Source organism: Halomonas sp. SIMBA_159, from assembly GCF_046536035.1.
In the GTDB taxonomy this organism is placed as follows: domain Bacteria; phylum Pseudomonadota; class Gammaproteobacteria; order Pseudomonadales; family Halomonadaceae; genus Vreelandella; species Vreelandella venusta_A.
In genome coordinates this window covers 71,135-86,211 of record NZ_JAWJBT010000011.1, presented here as the reverse complement: position 1 = coordinate 86,211, position 15,077 = coordinate 71,135, and the positions used below count along the sequence as shown (strand labels likewise).

The following is a 15,077-nucleotide window of genomic DNA, read 5'->3' as shown; positions in this document are numbered from 1 at the left end:
GCGTTTTACTATCGAGGGTTTAACTGTCGAGGGTTTTATTATCGAGAAATGGCAGGTGCTTACAGATCTACCTGACCTTTACCGGTAAAGCTGCCGTTCTCGACGACCATCTCAACCACCACGCCGGGGACGTCACCGTTGTCATCAAACTCGTGAGAACCGGAGGCACCTTCGTAGTTAATGTCGGTACCTGCGGCGATCAGCTCAACGGCTTTCTCCCATTCGCCCGGCAGGATCACTTCACCCGGCGCGCTGGAGACACTGCGCAGCGCTTCTGAAAGCCCTTCGCGGTCGGCGCTACCGTTCTGCTCAATGGCTAATGCTACCAGGAAGGCCGCATCGTACGCCTGAGCGGCAAACACAGCGCTAGGGTCAATGTCTGCTTCCGTGGCGGCGTTATTGAATAGCTCGGTGCCGGGAAGCTCTGGGCTACCGGGGCGAGTGGCAATCATGCCGTCTAGAATGTCAGCACCAATCGCTTCGACGAGGCTGTCGCCCACCATACCGTCAGCACCCACGTACTGGGTAAACATACCGCTCTCATAGGCTTGGCGCAGCACGGTTTGACCCGAGGTGTCTGCGTAAGCCAGCACCACTAACGTATCGGCACCGCTGGCAGAGAGCGAGCCTAGCTCAGAACGGTAGTCGGCACGGTTATCTTCGTGGGCTAGGTTTTCTGCCACTTCACCGCCCCCCGCGGTAAACGCCGTGCTGAAGGCATCGGACAGGCCACGGCCGTAGTCGTTGTTCACAAAGGTGACCGCGACATAGTCGATGCCTTTATCCAGCAGCAGCTTAGCGAGCATTTCACCCTGGAAAGCATCGGAAGGCACGGTGCGGAACACTAGGTCATTGTCGTCCAGCTCCGATACCGCAGGTGCGGTCGACGCCGGGGAGACCATCAGCACACCGCCAGGAATCGCGGCATTGTTAGCAGCGGCAATTGTGGCACCGGTACACAGCGCGCCGACGATAGCGGTCACGTTTTCAGAGTTCACCATACGGTCGGCGGCGTTAGAGGCGGCCGATGCGTCGGAACAGGTGGTATCCCCCGAAGGCATTTCCAGGGTTTGCCCGTCTAAAATGCCGCCCTGCTCGTTGACTTGCTTCACCGCCAGCTGAGCACCTGCAAAGATCGGCGGCGTCAAACTCTCAATGCCCCCAGTAAAGCCGCCCAAGAAGCCAACTTTGACCTCCGCCTGGGCCATCCCGTTTAAGGCAAGTGATGAGGCCGCTACGGCAATGGCTAATGCGCGCTTATTAATCATATTGTTTGTCGCTCCCAGTATGTTAAGTGCCCCGACTGTCCAGCGCAGGGCTACCCTTAATCTGGAACCGTAACGCCAAAAACACAAGCAACGCTTTCTAACGCTCGGTGTTTTTCGCATCCGGTGCATCCAAGCGCTCGGCCTGCTGCTTCTGGCGGCGCTTATTGCGGTACATGCGCACCAGCGCAATCGCCAGCGCGGCCGCCACCATGGCGGCTAACACAACGCCCTGCCAGGGGCGTGCCCCATCCCCCAGCACGGTCTCTAAGGTAATAATCAGCGCAAGGCCCAGCGCCTGGGAGCCAATGGCCAGCGCCCGCAGCGTGTCAAAAGAGGATTGCGGCATCGACATCTCCGTCATGTGAAGCGTGCATGATATGGTGGCCCAGTGTACCTGCTTATCGGAACGACTATGAATGCCATCGCCCTCGGCCCACTGCTGATTTCCACGCCCCGCCTCTATGCCTTTGGCTGTGCATTGCTGCTGCTATTGGGCAGTCGCTACCTGCTTGGGCTGCCCGCTAAGCAGCATGGCCGCTGGTTTAATGGCTTGCTGGTGGTGTGGCTACTGGGGGCACGCGTGGCGTTTGTGGCCCTTAACTGGGAGAGTTATAGCGCGACGCCCATAGACGCTATCAAACTGTGGCAACCCGGTTACAACCCCCTTGGCGGGCTTTTGGCAGGCCTCATGTGGACCGCCTGGAGGCTGCGTGGGCGGCTGCTGGCCATGATGGGCGGGCTGGCGATGACGATGGGCGCCGCTAGCCTCTGGTTAGTGATGATCACGCTGGCACCGCTAGGGCAGCCGTTTCCTGTGGCGTCACTGCCCGACGTCACCCTTGAAGACCTAGACGGTAATGACGTTCAACTTACCTCACTAGCGAACCAGGGCGACCTGATTATCGTCAATTTATGGGCCACCTGGTGCCCACCCTGTCTACGCGAAATGCCGTTATTGGAAGAGGCCGATCAGCGTGAAGGCGTCAGCGTGGTCGTGGTCAACCAGGGCGAAGATTTACTGCCTATTGCTCGCTATTTAGATGAGCAGTCGCTCGCTTTTCGCTACCCGCTGCGCGATCCACAGCAAACCCTGATGGCTCAGTTCCAAGCACCAGGTCTGCCCACCACGGTGCTGTTTGATCAACACGGGAAGACGTTGGACGTACACGTCGGCGAACTCACCCGCGCACAGTTAGAGCGCTGGTTAAACGATTGACCACGATAGACCTTAATACCCCCGCTGCTTTGCGTTAGAATCCCCCGCCCTGTTGGCCGCCGGTGACCTGCCCCGGCGGCGTACCACCCGATTTCGACGACTTCCTCGAGGCATCATGAGCGATTTTTCTCCCGGCCAGCGCTGGATTAGTGACGGCGAAGCTGAGCTTGGGCTCGGCACCGTGCTTAACTGCGACGCCCGTAGCGTTACCATTTTGTTCAGTGCCAGCCAGGAAACCCGCACCTATAACACCCGCCAAGCGCCGCTCACCCGCGTCATGTTCGGCAGCGGCGACCGCGTCCTGTCTGCCGACGGCTGGCAGATGATCGTCAATGACAGCAAAGAGAGCCGTGGCCTGATCACCTACATCGGTGAAGATAGCGAAGGCAGCCTGCGTGAACTACCCGAAGCCAAGCTGGCCGATACCATGCAGTTTGACCAGGCCCGTGACCGCCTGCTCACCGGCCAAGTCGACCGCAACGACTGGTTTGATCTGCGCTTTCGCACCCTGCACCACTTCCAGCGCATTGAGCAGCACAGCGCGTTAGGCTTTGCCGGACCGCGTATTGATCTCATTCCCCACCAGCTGTATATCGCCGATGAAGTCGCCGGACGCCATGCGCCACGCGTTCTATTGGCCGACGAAGTGGGCCTGGGCAAAACCATTGAGGCGGGCTTGATCCTCCACCGCCTGCTGCTGGCAGGCCGTGTAGAGCGTGCGCTGATTCTGGTGCCCGATAGCCTGACCCACCAGTGGCTGGTGGAGCTTTTACGCCGCTTCTCGCTGAACGTCACCCTGCTGGATGAACACCAGAGCCAAGCCCACGGCAGCGCTAATCCGTTTGAAAGCGCACAGCTTGTGCTGGCTAGCCAAGGCTGGCTGTTCGCCAATATTCACCGCCAAGACCAAGCCCTGGCCAGCCGCTTTGACCTGCTGATTGTCGATGAAGCGCATCACCTGGACTGGAGCCCAGAAAGCAGCGGCCCCGGCTACCAGTGCGTGGAACAGCTGGCCGCTGAGATCCCGGGCTTGCTGCTGCTCACCGCCACGCCGGAACAGATGGGGCTGGAGAGCCACTTTGCGCGCCTGCGCCTGCTAGACGCCGAGCGCTACCACGATATCGAGCGCTTCAAAGACGAAGAGCAGCACTACGTGGCGGTGGCCAGCGCCATCGATGCCCTGGATGAACTCCCCCAAACCGCTAGCGCCCGCGAGCGCGTTGCCACAGTGGCCGACGACCGCGATAGCCAAGCGCTGCTCGCCACGCTGTGCAACGCCGAAGCCAGCAGCGAACAGCAAGACGCCGCCCGCGCCCAGCTGCGCGATGCACTGCTCGACCGCCACGGCACAGGGCGCGTGATGTTCCGCAACAGTCGCCGCCACGTGGGCGGCTTCCCTGAGCGCCGTCTGCATTTGGCACAGCTTGAGCTACCCTCCGCCTATCGCCGCGTGCTGCGCCGCCTGGAGCGTGACGAGGACTACCTGGATGAGCTGCTGATCGAAACCGGCATGGATCACCCGGATGTACTGATCTACCCGGATGCCATGTACCGCGAGTTAAGCAACGACCCGCTGAACACCGAGTCCTGGTGGCATATCGACCCACGCGTCAACTGGCTGCTGGAAAAACTCAGCGACGACAGTGAATCCGGTTTTGCCAACGACAAAGTGCTGGTGATTGCTCACCACCGCGAAACCGCCGAAGGGCTAGCAGAAGGCCTGCGGGTGCTGGGCGGCTATCAAGCGCCCGTGTTTCATGAAGGCCTGTCGCTGATAGAGCGCGACCGTGCGGCAGCGGCGTTTGCCGATGAAGAAGAGGGCTGCCAAGTACTGGTGTGCTCTGAGATCGGCTCTGAAGGGCGCAACTTCCAGTTTTGCCGCCACCTGGTGATGTTCGATATGCCCCAGCATCCGGACCAGCTAGAGCAGCGCATTGGACGCCTAGACCGCATTGGTCAACGCCACGCTATTGAACTGCACGTGCCTAGCTTTACCGGCAGCCCGGGCGAGCGCCTGATGCGCTGGTACCACGAGGGGATGGATGCTTTCAGCGCCCCCCACGGCATCGGCAGCGACCTGTTTGATGCCTTTGGCGATGCCCTGGCCGATGCGCTGCTCGACGACGAAGCGCTCGACGAGATTATCGAAGAGACGCGCGAGATGTTCACCGCCAAGCTGTCCGAGCGGGATGCAGGCCGCAACCGTCTGCTGGAGCTTAATGCTTGCCGCCCAGCGCGGGCGCAGCAGGTGATTGAGGCAGTTCGCGAGCTAGACGAAGACCCAGCACTGCCCCGCTACGTGGAACGCGCGCTGGATATCTTTGGGGTCGATAGCCAAGAGATTGGCAAGGGCCTGCTGTACCTTCAGCCCAGCCAGCATATGCTCGACGGCCTGCCGGGCTTGGTAAAAGGCGAAGAGGGCTTTTCAGCCACCTACAGCCGCGCCCAAGCGCTGGCGCGAGACGACGTTCAGCGACTCTCCTGGGAACACCCGCTGCTGCGGGAGATGATGGGGCGTATTTTAGACGGCACCATGGGCAACACCGCTTTAGCGCTGCTGCGCCATCCCGCCATTCCCAGCGGCCGCTTAATGGCTGAATTGGTGTTCCGCACCCACTGCCCGGCCCCTAAATCGCTGCACCTGAATCGCTTTTTACCGCCCACGGCGGTACGCGTGCTGCTGGATGAGTCGGGTGCCAACCTGACCAGCAAAATCTCCTTCACCGGTTTGGGTAAAAACCTGCAAAAGGTCAATAAATCGCTGGCACGCGACCTGATCAAAAGCCGCCATGACCAGCTGCGCGAGCTGCTGATTCAAGGCGAGGGTGAAGCTGAGCGTGAACTGCCCAGCATTGTCGAAACCGCCGAAACGCGTATGCGCGCCCAGTTAGACGCCGAGCTTGCCCGCCTGACGGCGCTAGCAGAGCACAACCCAGCAGTACGCAGCGAAGAGCTAGAAGCGCTTAAACAAGAGCGTCAAGCGCTTAGCAGTGCTATCGAGAACACCCGCCTGCGGCTTGACTCCGTGCGCGTGGTGATTACCGTCGACCCGAATGCCTAACGAAGCAAAACGCCGCTGGCGGCGCTATAAAATCGCCGCCAGCGCTTTGTCCAACGTTGGGTACTGAAAGTCGAATCCTGCCTCGCGAAGGCGCGCCGGACGCATATCTGCACCGGTTAACAGCAGTTGCGACATCTCGCCAAATCCCGCTTTCAGCACGAAAGCCGGTACTGGGAAAATCGCAGGGCGGTGCAGCTGCTTGGCCAGCGTTTTAGTAAATTCAGCGTTGGTCACCGGGTGCGGCGCGCTGCCGTTAAAGGCGCCTGAAAGCGTCGGCTCATTGATCAAAAAGATGATCGCAGCTACTAAGTCATCACGATGCACCCAAGGCATAAACTGTGTGCCATCGCCAAACCGTCCGCCTAACCCCAGCTTGAACGGTGGCAGCATTTTCTGCAGCGTACCGCCGCCCGCCTCTAGCACTAAGCCAATCCGCACAATCGCTAGCCTGACGCCCATGGCTTCTACGGGCTTTGCCGCGGCTTCCCACTGCGCGCAAAGCCGATGGGCGAACTCGTCATGAGGAGACGTGGATTCATCCACCACCTTGCTGCCCTGGTCACCGTAATAGCCCATCGCAGACCCGCTCACCATCACGCTGGGTAGCGGCTGACCATTTGCCTCTAGCTGCTCACAAAGTGCAATCAGCTGCTGCGTGCTAGTGACACGGGAGCGAATCAGCGTTTCTTTCTGGTGATCGCTCCAGCGTTTTGCGGCGATGGACTCACCGGCCAAGTTCACCAGCGCATCCGGCGGTGTATCTACAAAGGCTTGGGCGCTATCGCGAATGTCACACCCTTTAGGCAGCTTCCCCCGCACTTGGTGCGGCGTTCGGGATACCACCTGCACCTCGTGCCCTTGTGCAATTAGCTGTTGGCAAAGTCGCTGGCCAACGAAGCCGCTGCCGCCAGTGATTAATACCCGCATAGTGTCACTCCTTTGGCCTAGTGAGTGCCTGAGCACTGATTGATCTCATGCTGTTCCAGCACGGTGTGAATGCCCGTCGCTTAACGTGCACACCGGGGATCGTTGCATATTTTTAAATTGTACGATATCTATACACAACTGCTACAATAAATTTAGTTCAACGTAATATGCCCCCGCGAGGACTTATGGCTGCACTGGCAAACCCGATGTCGACCCTCACTACTGCGTCACGCGTCGCTATTATTGGCGCAGGGCTATCGGGCCTTGCCTGCGCCCACCGGCTGGCACAACACGGTGTTCACGTTCAGCTATTCGATAAAGCTCGTGGCCCTGGCGGTCGTATGTCCAGCAAGCAGCGGCCCTCTGCGACGCTTGATTTAGGCGCTCAAGCCTTTACCGCCCGCGACACTCGCTTTATCCGTAAAGTCGCCGAGTGGCAAGACGCTGGCTGCGTGGCTAAGTGGCCGGTGCACAGCTATCAGGCTAGTGCATCCGGCTGGCAAACACACCATGACGGTCAGGTGCGCTACTGCGGAGTGCCGCGAATGAGCGCCATTACTCGCCATTTAGCCGACTCCCTAAGTGCCTTTCCTGACGCCTCTCTCACTCTAGAGACCCCAATAGCGTCGTTTGAGGAAACCGGGTTAGGCTGGCAATTAATGGATGCGCACGGCGTACAACACGGGCCCTTTGATCACGTGGTGATTAGCGCACCACCGCCACAGGCCAAGGCGCTGCTGGCTGACTGGGAGCCTGTGCTCGCGGCGGCATGTGAAGCGCAGCCTCAGCGAGGCTGCTGGGCAGCGTGGGCCATATTTGAGTCAACGCTACCCGCACTACCTAATGTTGATGACGCTTGGCAAAGCTTGCATGCCCAGCACCCTGCGCTGCGTTTAGTATCACGCAATCACACCAAGCCAGGCCGGGAAGCTCAGCCTGAGAGCCTAAGCCTACTGGCCCAGCTTGACTGGAGCGATGCTCATATTGAAGAAGCGCCTGACGCAGCGGCTCAACAGCTGTTAGACGCGTTCACCGCTTTGCTGCCCAGCCATACCGAGCTGCCCGCTTTGCTTGAGCTGGGCGCCCATCGTTGGCGCTACGCCCAACCCGCCTCCGCGGGCAGTCAGTCTTTCTTATACAGCGAGCGCGGCTTATCGCTGTGCGGTGACAGCTTTCGCGGCAGCCGAATCGAGGATGCTTGGCTCTCTGGGGATGAGTTAGCAGAGGCGTTATTAGGCCGGTCGGTCTAATACCAACCAAGGCCAAGGTGCACCTACATGGACACAGCAAAGGTTGTACCCAGTAGCCACAAGTTGTACAAAGGTGCCTATAATAGCGTGACCCTATCTAACCGATTAGGTGCTATTCAACGAATCGCTATACGACTAAGTGGCCTTGCGCCGAGCTGGCGCGACAACACGGCCATCGCAATTATTGACAGACCCCTGCAGCGTTGGCTGCAGGCAACCAAGAGGCAATGGCGCCCATGAGCAACAAGGCGACCCACCCACCCGATACCCCGCTCTATCCGATCCGGGAAGTTTCCCGTTTAACGGGTGTGAACTCGGTCACCCTGCGCGCCTGGGAGCGACGCTACGGGTTAATTCGCCCACAGCGTACCCCCAAAGGCCACCGGCTTTATGCTCAGGACGACATTAGTCGCATTGAGCGCATCTTGCAGTGGCTCAATCGAGGCGTACCGGTTAGCCAAGTAGCCGACCTGCTCGACCAGCCCGAAACGGTAGAGACACCGGCCCCCAATGCCGGCGACTGGGCCAGCCAGCGCCAGCAGCTGCAAGCGGTCATTGAAGCCGTTGATCTGCCAAAGCTAGAAGCGCTCTATCATCAAAGCTTAGCGCTCTACCCGCTGAGCGTGGCGATTAACGAACTTTGGCAGCCGGTCATTCTTACCCTAGAAGCTAAATGGGCCGCGCAGCCAGATGATCTGGTACGTCGTACGTTTGAAGCTTTTTTACGTAGCCAGGTAGGTATTCGCCTGCACTACGCTAACCAAGCGACCCGTGGCCCGCTGATTTTGCTAAGCGCAATGCCCGACGACCCCGGCCCGCTGTGGGTGTTGATGTGTGCACTCATGGCCAGCGAACAGGGCTATCGCGTGCAGCTCTTCGACCACTCGCTGTCACTCGACGACCTCCCGCAAGCGGTGTCCCGCCTGCACTCGTCGATGGTGCTGCTCTCAAGCGGCCAGCGGGAAAGCGACAACTATATTCGCGTCGCACTGCCCAAAGCAGCACAAGCGTTGGGCGTGCCGATCGGCATATGCGGTGAAGTCGCGCGCCTGCGAGAAAACGAACTGCGCGATGGTTCCGTTCACATGCTCGGCGACGACCTGCCCCAAGCCATTGCTCGGCTGCGCCCGTTACTGCGTGAATCAGGCATTCTTTAAGCGTACGCCAGGGCGGCCAATCTAAGGACTTTGCATGAATCTGCAGCTTGTTTGGTTACGCAGCGACCTGCGTATCCATGACAATTCCGCACTTGCCGCCGCTGCCGCCAAAGGGCCGGTAGTGGCGGTTTTTTTACGCAGCGTTGAGCAGTGGCGTGACCATGGCCACGGCGCCAATAAGCTCGATTTTTGGGCGCGCAATGTCAGCGCGATCAAGACTTCGCTCAACGGGCTGAACATTCCGCTGCTGCACCGTGATATCGAGCAGTTTGCAGATGCTCCTAAGGCGCTCTTGGAAATTGCCCGCGAACATAAAGTGTCGCAGCTCCACTTTAACTACGAGTATCCGCTCAACGAACTGCGCCGCGACCAAGCGGTTCTAGAAGCATTTCAGCAGGCCGGTATTACCGCCCAAGGCCATCACGACGCGGTGGCGTTTGCTCCCGGTACCTTGCTGACAGGCAAAGGCGACTACTACGGCGTCTTCACCCCGTTTTCAAAAGCGTGGCACAAACAAGTTACCGCCGAGCAGTTAGCCCTGCGCGACACGCCCAGCGTGCAGTCACCGCTAGCCATTGACAGTGATCCATTACCAGCACTGCCAACGCTAGATGATGAGCCGCTGGATGGGCGTCTCTGGCCTGCGGGTGAAAATGCTGCCAGCGATAACCTTGAGCGTTTTTTACGCTTTCGCGGTCGTCACTATAAAGATCAGCGTGACTTTCCTAAGGTGCGCGGCACGAGCGAGCTTTCGCCCTACTTAGCGCTGGGCGTTATTTCCCACCGCCAGTGCCTTCAAGCGGTCATGAGCGAAAACGATGGGCACCTTGCCGATGGCGATGCAGGCCTTACCACCTGGGTAAACGAAATCATCTGGCGCGAGTTTTATCAGCACGTCGCGGTCGGCTTTCCCCAGGTATGTCGCTATCAACCGTTTCAAGAACACACCAGAAAGCTCCAATGGCGCGATGACGATGAAGGGTTCGCCGCCTGGTGCGAGGGCCGCACCGGCTACCCTATCGTGGATGCCGCCATGCGCCAGCTCGTGACAACCGGCTGGATGCACAATCGCCTGCGGATGGTGACGGCCATGTTTCTCAGCAAGCACCTGCTGATCGACTGGCGGCGCGGCGAAGCATTTTTTATGCGCCATTTAGTCGATGGCGAGTTTTGCGCCAATAACGGCGGCTGGCAGTGGGCGGCCTCGACGGGTACTGATGCGGCTCCTTACTTTCGTATCTTCAACCCTACCACCCAATCCACGCGCTTCGACAAGGACGGCGAGTTCATTGCCAAGTGGCTGCCCGAGCTAGCGTCGCTGCCCGCCAAGGCGCGCCATGCACCGCCCCAGGATATGCTGAACCCTACCGACTACCCGGCACCTATCGTTGACCACAAAGCGGCGCGCCAGCGGGCTCTGGATGCCTTTAAAGCGCTTACCCAGTAACGTCACCTTCAGCTCCTCCCCATAGCGGCAGCACGCCGCTATGCTTCTCACTACCCTCTCTCCCAACACGCAACGCTTTTAGGCAAGGAATCTGTGATGACCAACGATCAAGCCTTGGCCAACTTTTGCGCCTTCTTCAACAAACTAGACAACACCTGTACAGAAAAACTATACGAGGTATATACTGAAACAGTTGTTTTCAACGATCCGCTACATCACATTGAAGGTCGCGAGGCGCTTGAGCGCTATTTCGCCACGATGTACGAGAACGTTGAGCGCTGCCAGTTCACCTATCACACGCAGCAACAGCAAGCGAATCAAGCCTTTGTCACCTGGACGATGGAGTTCATTCATCCACGTCTAGCCCGCGGACAACCCATCCGCGTGGAGGGCTGCAGCGCGTTAACGTTTGATAATGAAGGAAGAGTATCGCACCACCGCGACTACTTCGATGCTGGGGCGATGCTATATGAACACCTCCCTGTCATGGGTCGCGTCATACGCTGGTTAAAGCAACGCCTTAGCTGACAGGTGTGTGACCTCGTTTATACGCACGCAGGTTGCGTGCTAACAGGCCGCTATAGGAGAGCAAGATGAGCACATGGAAAACACCTCAACGCATCTGGTTAACCGGTGCCACCTCCGGTATTGGGGAGGCGCTTGCCAAGCAGTTGATTGCCGAGGGCCATCAGGTGGTGCTCAGCGCTCGTAACGAAGAGGCGCTTAACGCGCTGTGTGAAGGCCATGCGAACGCCTTCCCACTGCCGCTAGATGTCAGTGACCGCCAAGCGGTACTGGCCGCTGGAGAGCAGATCGCCCAATGGCTAGGCGCGCTGGATATTGCCCTCTTTAACGCAGGCACCTGTGAATATTTAGATGCCCAGCACTTCGACATGGCGTTGGTCGAGCGTGTCTTTACACCCAATCTATTTGGCACGCTCTACGGCGTTGAAGCCGCCCTTCCGCTGCTGCGTGAAGCCCGCAAAGAGGGCAAACCGGCACGACTCGCCGCCACGTCGAGTGCATCCGCGTATCTGCCGCTTCCCCGTGCCGAGGCCTACGGCGCGTCGAAAGCAGCAGTGAGCTACTTTTTAGAATCGCTGCGTCTTGACCTTCACCAAGAGGGCATCGACGTGAGCTTGATCCATCCTGGCTTTGTAAAAACGCCGCTCACAGATCGCAACGACTTCCCTATGCCCATGCAGGTGACGGCCGATGACGCGGCCAAAGCGATTGTTGCCGGGCTTGCAAAAGGGCGTTTAGATATTCACTTTCCCCGACGCTTCACGTATATCGTCAAATGTTTGGGGATTTTACCCCCTGCCCTGCGGCGGTGGATTGGCCTGCGCATGACGCGGCAAACTAAGGAGCACTCATGAGCGGCACAGCGTCACAGCGCATTGCGATTATCGGCAGCGGCATCAGCGGCATGGCGGCCGGGTGGTACCTCTCCTCACAGCATGAGGTCACGCTGTTTGAAGCTGATGGCCGATTAGGCGGCCACACCGCCACGATGGATGTGGAGGTCAACGGTACTTCTTACGCCATCGACACCGGGTTTATCGTCTTTAATGATTGGACTTATCCTCACTTTCAGCGCCTGCTGGCCACGCTTGGCGTGCCCAGCCAAGCCACTGAAATGAGCTTTTCGGTTCACGAGACGGATGTGGATTTTGAGTACAATGGTCATACGCTCGCCTCGCTGTTTGCCCAGCGCCGCAACCTGCTCAACCCCTCTTTTTATCGCCTGCTCAGCGACATTTTGCGCTTTAACAAGCAGGCCACCGCCGACCTTGAGAGTAAACGCCTGCCTGAGGAGATGACCCTAGGCGAGTATCTAGACCGCAATGGCTACGGTGAAGCGTTTCAGCGCCGCTACTTACTGCCTATGGGGGCAGCCATTTGGTCAGCCAGCATCGGCGACTTACGTGCCTTTCCGTTGACGTTCTTCGTGCGTTTTTTCCGCAACCATGGGTTACTGTCGGTGAATCACCGCCCCCAGTGGTACACCTTGATAGGCGGTTCAAAGCGCTATATTCCTGCGCTGACCGCTCCTTATGCTGCGCGCATTCGCCTGAACACGCCCGTGACGAAGATTACCCGTAGCGATACTGGCGTGATCATTACCACCGCCCAAGGCAGCGAGCGTTTTGATCAGGTGGTGTTGGCATGCCACGCCGACCAAGCGTTGGCCATGTTAGGCGATGCGACATCTGCGGAGCGCGATATTCTATCGGCAATGCCCTACCAGGATAACGAGGTGGTGCTGCATACCGACACCGCGCTGCTACCCCGCCGTCAGCGCGCCTGGGCGAGCTGGAACTACCGCTTGGACGGGCGAGGTGCTGATGAGCGCGTCTCGGTGACTTACAACATGAATATCTTGCAGTGCCTAGAGGCGGATACCACTTTCTGCGTCACGCTGAATGACACTGACACTATTGACCCCAACAAGGTACTGGGGCGCTATACCTACGCGCACCCGCAGTTCACCCTAGCGGGCCAAGCCGCCCAAATGCGCCACGATGAAATCTCGTCAGTGGCCCGGCGCACCCACTTCTGCGGTGCCTATTGGCGCAACGGCTTCCATGAAGACGGCGTTTGGAGCGCGCTGCGCGTGGCGCAGGCGCTCGGCTGCGATGAAGCGGCAAAGCCACCTACCACGCCTAGCGCACTGCCTGCGCATGAACTGATGCCCAACAGCGTGGGGGAGGGGCTGGGATGATTGCCGCGCCGCGTTCGCGCATCTATCGCGGCACGCTCCGCCACCGCCGCTTTACGCCAAAATCACATGCGTTTAGCTATCAAATGTGGATGGCATGGCTCGACCTTGACGAGCTGCCGACGCTATTTGATGGCGTACCCGGGTTTAGCGCCCGAGGCCCTGCTCTGGCTCGCTTTCGCCGGGAAGACTACCTCGCGCCCACCGACCGGCCCCTGCGCACCGCCGTACGCGAAGAGCTGACCCGCCAGCTGGGTAACGCGCCCACCGGTCGAATCTGCATGCTGACCCAGCTACGCACCCTCGGCATGATGTTTAATCCGATCACCGTTTATTACGCCTACGATGAGCATGGCCGCTTGGCAGCTGTACTCGGCGAGGTCACTAATATGCCCTGGCGCGAGCGCACCTGTTACGCCTGCCGTGTCGACACCGACCGCCATGCACATCAGGCAAATTTTGCCAAAGCTATGCACGTTTCGCCCTTCAATCCCATGGAGATGAGCTACCGCTGGAAGTTTAATGCCCCCGGCGAACAGCTCTATCTACATATGGAAAACTGGCAGCATGAGCAGCGTCATTTTGATGCCACGCTCACCCTTGAAGCAGCACCTGCCACTCGCGGTGTTCTGCTAGCTACCCTCGCCAAGCACCCTTGGATGAGCCTTAAAACGGTCGCGGGAATCCATTTTGAAGCGCTTCGCCTGTGGCTTAAGCGCATCCCCGTTTATAACCACCCTAAACGCAAGGAGACTTCAAAGTGACCACCCTGCGTACCACACCGCCTAACAGCCAGCCTGCCCGCCAAGATCGCTTTACCCGATGGCTAAAGCCGCGATTGCTGGCCCAGCTTGACGCCTTTCGTGGCGGTCGTATCACGCTGATAGAAGGCAATCAGTGCCACCACCTGGGCCAAGAAGGGCCACTTCAGGTCACCGTAGTGATTCGCCACTCCCGCGCCTGGAAACGGCTCGCCTTTGGCGGCACAGTGGGCGCGGCAGAGTCTTACATGGATGGCGACTGGGATGCCGATGACTTGGTGGCACTGGTGCGCCTGTTTGCCGCCAACCTGGATCATGTGAATGGCCAGATGGAGAACGGCAGCGCACGCTTCACCCGCTGGCTGCTCGGGCTTGCCTATCGCTTCCAGCGCAACAGCCTGTCCGGCTCCAAGCGCAATATTGCCGCGCACTACGACATCGGCAATGACCTGTTTGCGACGTTTCTAGATCAGCGCCACTGGATGTACTCCAGCGCCGTGTTCCCTTACCCGGAGGCCAGCTTAGAAGAGGCGTCTACGTACAAACTCGATATCATGCTGGAGAAGCTGGATGTCCGGCCTGAACACCACCTGCTAGAAATTGGCACAGGCTGGGGAGGCCTTGCGATTCACGCGGCCAAAACGCGAGGCTGCCGAGTCACTACCACGACGATTTCTGAAGAGCAGCACGCCCATACGGCGAAGCGCATCAAGGAAGAGGGGCTTGAGGACAAAATCACGCTGCTAAAACAAGACTACCGAGAATTGACCGGGCGCTTTGATCGCCTCATCTCAGTGGAGATGATTGAAGCCGTGGGCCATCAGTATCTCAATACATACTTGGAGAAAGTCGACAGCCTGCTGACCGACGATGGCCAAGCGATGCTGCAGGCGATCACGATCCGCGACCAGCGATTTGAAGAGGCCAAGCGGGACATGGACTTTATCAAACGCTACATTTTTCCTGGCGGTTTTTTACCCTCTCACCACGCCATGCTGTCGAGCGTGATGCGTAAAACGTCGCTGAACGTGGTCGCTCTTGATGAAATTGGCCAGCACTATGCGCGCACGTTGCGGGAGTGGCGTCATCGCTTTGAAGCCAGCCTCGACCAAGTACGCAGCCAAGGCTACGATGAGCGCTTTATTCGCATGTGGCGTTACTACCTGTGTTACTGCGAGGGCGGCTTTATTGAGCGCTCTATCGGCACCTGCCACCTGCTCTTAGCAAAGCCTGCCGCAAAACCGGTACCGCTCACAGGAGCCTTATAA

The 15,077-nt window shown here is 58.8% G+C and carries 13 protein-coding genes; 10 read left to right on the top strand and 3 right to left on the bottom strand.

Annotated features, from left to right (window positions below; all coding sequences use genetic code 11):
- Positions 1–59: 59 nt before the first annotated feature.
- Positions 60–1,268, bottom strand: a complete 1,209-nt coding sequence (locus R0J87_RS08845) for an ABC transporter substrate-binding protein (RefSeq protein WP_498885649.1) — start codon at positions 1,266–1,268, stop codon at positions 60–62.
- A 97-nt stretch (positions 1,269–1,365) separates the two neighbouring features.
- Complete coding sequence (locus tag R0J87_RS08840) at positions 1,366–1,614, bottom strand: hypothetical protein (protein WP_498885648.1); 249 nt, start codon at positions 1,612–1,614, stop codon at positions 1,366–1,368.
- A gap of 66 nt (positions 1,615–1,680) precedes the next feature.
- Between R0J87_RS08840 and R0J87_RS08835 the strand changes: the two genes are divergently transcribed.
- Positions 1,681–2,484 (top strand): TlpA family protein disulfide reductase, encoded by an 804-nt coding sequence (locus R0J87_RS08835; RefSeq protein WP_498885646.1) that lies wholly within the window; start codon positions 1,681–1,683, stop codon positions 2,482–2,484.
- A 115-nt stretch (positions 2,485–2,599) separates the two neighbouring features.
- Positions 2,600–5,545, top strand: a complete 2,946-nt coding sequence (rapA, locus tag R0J87_RS08830) for an RNA polymerase-associated protein RapA (protein ID WP_498885644.1) — start codon at positions 2,600–2,602, stop codon at positions 5,543–5,545.
- Positions 5,546–5,569: 24 nt separating this feature from the next.
- Here rapA and R0J87_RS08825 read toward each other — a convergent pair whose 3' ends face one another.
- Positions 5,570–6,472 (bottom strand): TIGR01777 family oxidoreductase, encoded by a 903-nt coding sequence (locus R0J87_RS08825; protein WP_498885642.1) that lies wholly within the window; start codon positions 6,470–6,472, stop codon positions 5,570–5,572.
- 185 nt (positions 6,473–6,657) lie between these two features.
- Between R0J87_RS08825 and R0J87_RS08820 the strand changes: the two genes are divergently transcribed.
- From R0J87_RS08820 to R0J87_RS08785, 8 genes are all read left to right on the top strand, one after another.
- On the top strand, positions 6,658–7,722 hold the full coding sequence (locus R0J87_RS08820) for an NAD(P)/FAD-dependent oxidoreductase (RefSeq protein ID WP_498885640.1): 1,065 nt from the start codon (positions 6,658–6,660) through the stop codon (positions 7,720–7,722).
- A 236-nt stretch (positions 7,723–7,958) separates the two neighbouring features.
- Positions 7,959–8,879 (top strand): MerR family transcriptional regulator, encoded by a 921-nt coding sequence (locus R0J87_RS08815; protein ID WP_404344502.1) that lies wholly within the window; start codon positions 7,959–7,961, stop codon positions 8,877–8,879.
- A 34-nt stretch (positions 8,880–8,913) separates the two neighbouring features.
- Positions 8,914–10,326, top strand: a complete 1,413-nt coding sequence (gene phrB, locus R0J87_RS08810; RefSeq protein WP_498885638.1) for a deoxyribodipyrimidine photo-lyase — start codon at positions 8,914–8,916, stop codon at positions 10,324–10,326.
- A gap of 96 nt (positions 10,327–10,422) precedes the next feature.
- Positions 10,423–10,854: a nuclear transport factor 2 family protein gene (locus R0J87_RS08805; RefSeq protein ID WP_404344500.1), complete on the top strand. Its 432-nt coding sequence runs from the start codon at positions 10,423–10,425 to the stop codon at positions 10,852–10,854.
- Between the two features lie 65 nt (positions 10,855–10,919).
- Entirely contained in the window at positions 10,920–11,705 is a 786-nt protein-coding gene (locus R0J87_RS08800) for an SDR family NAD(P)-dependent oxidoreductase (protein ID WP_498885636.1), read from the top strand.
- Entirely contained in the window at positions 11,702–13,051 is a 1,350-nt protein-coding gene (locus R0J87_RS08795) for an NAD(P)/FAD-dependent oxidoreductase (RefSeq protein WP_498885634.1), read from the top strand. Before R0J87_RS08800 ends, R0J87_RS08795 begins: the two co-directional genes overlap by 4 nt.
- Positions 13,048–13,812, top strand: coding sequence for a DUF1365 domain-containing protein (locus tag R0J87_RS08790; RefSeq protein WP_498885632.1), 765 nt, complete (start codon positions 13,048–13,050; stop codon positions 13,810–13,812). Before R0J87_RS08795 ends, R0J87_RS08790 begins: the two co-directional genes overlap by 4 nt.
- Positions 13,809–15,077: a class I SAM-dependent methyltransferase gene (locus R0J87_RS08785; RefSeq protein ID WP_404344496.1), complete on the top strand. Its 1,269-nt coding sequence runs from the start codon at positions 13,809–13,811 to the stop codon at positions 15,075–15,077. The genes R0J87_RS08790 and R0J87_RS08785 overlap by 4 nt, the downstream gene beginning before the upstream one ends.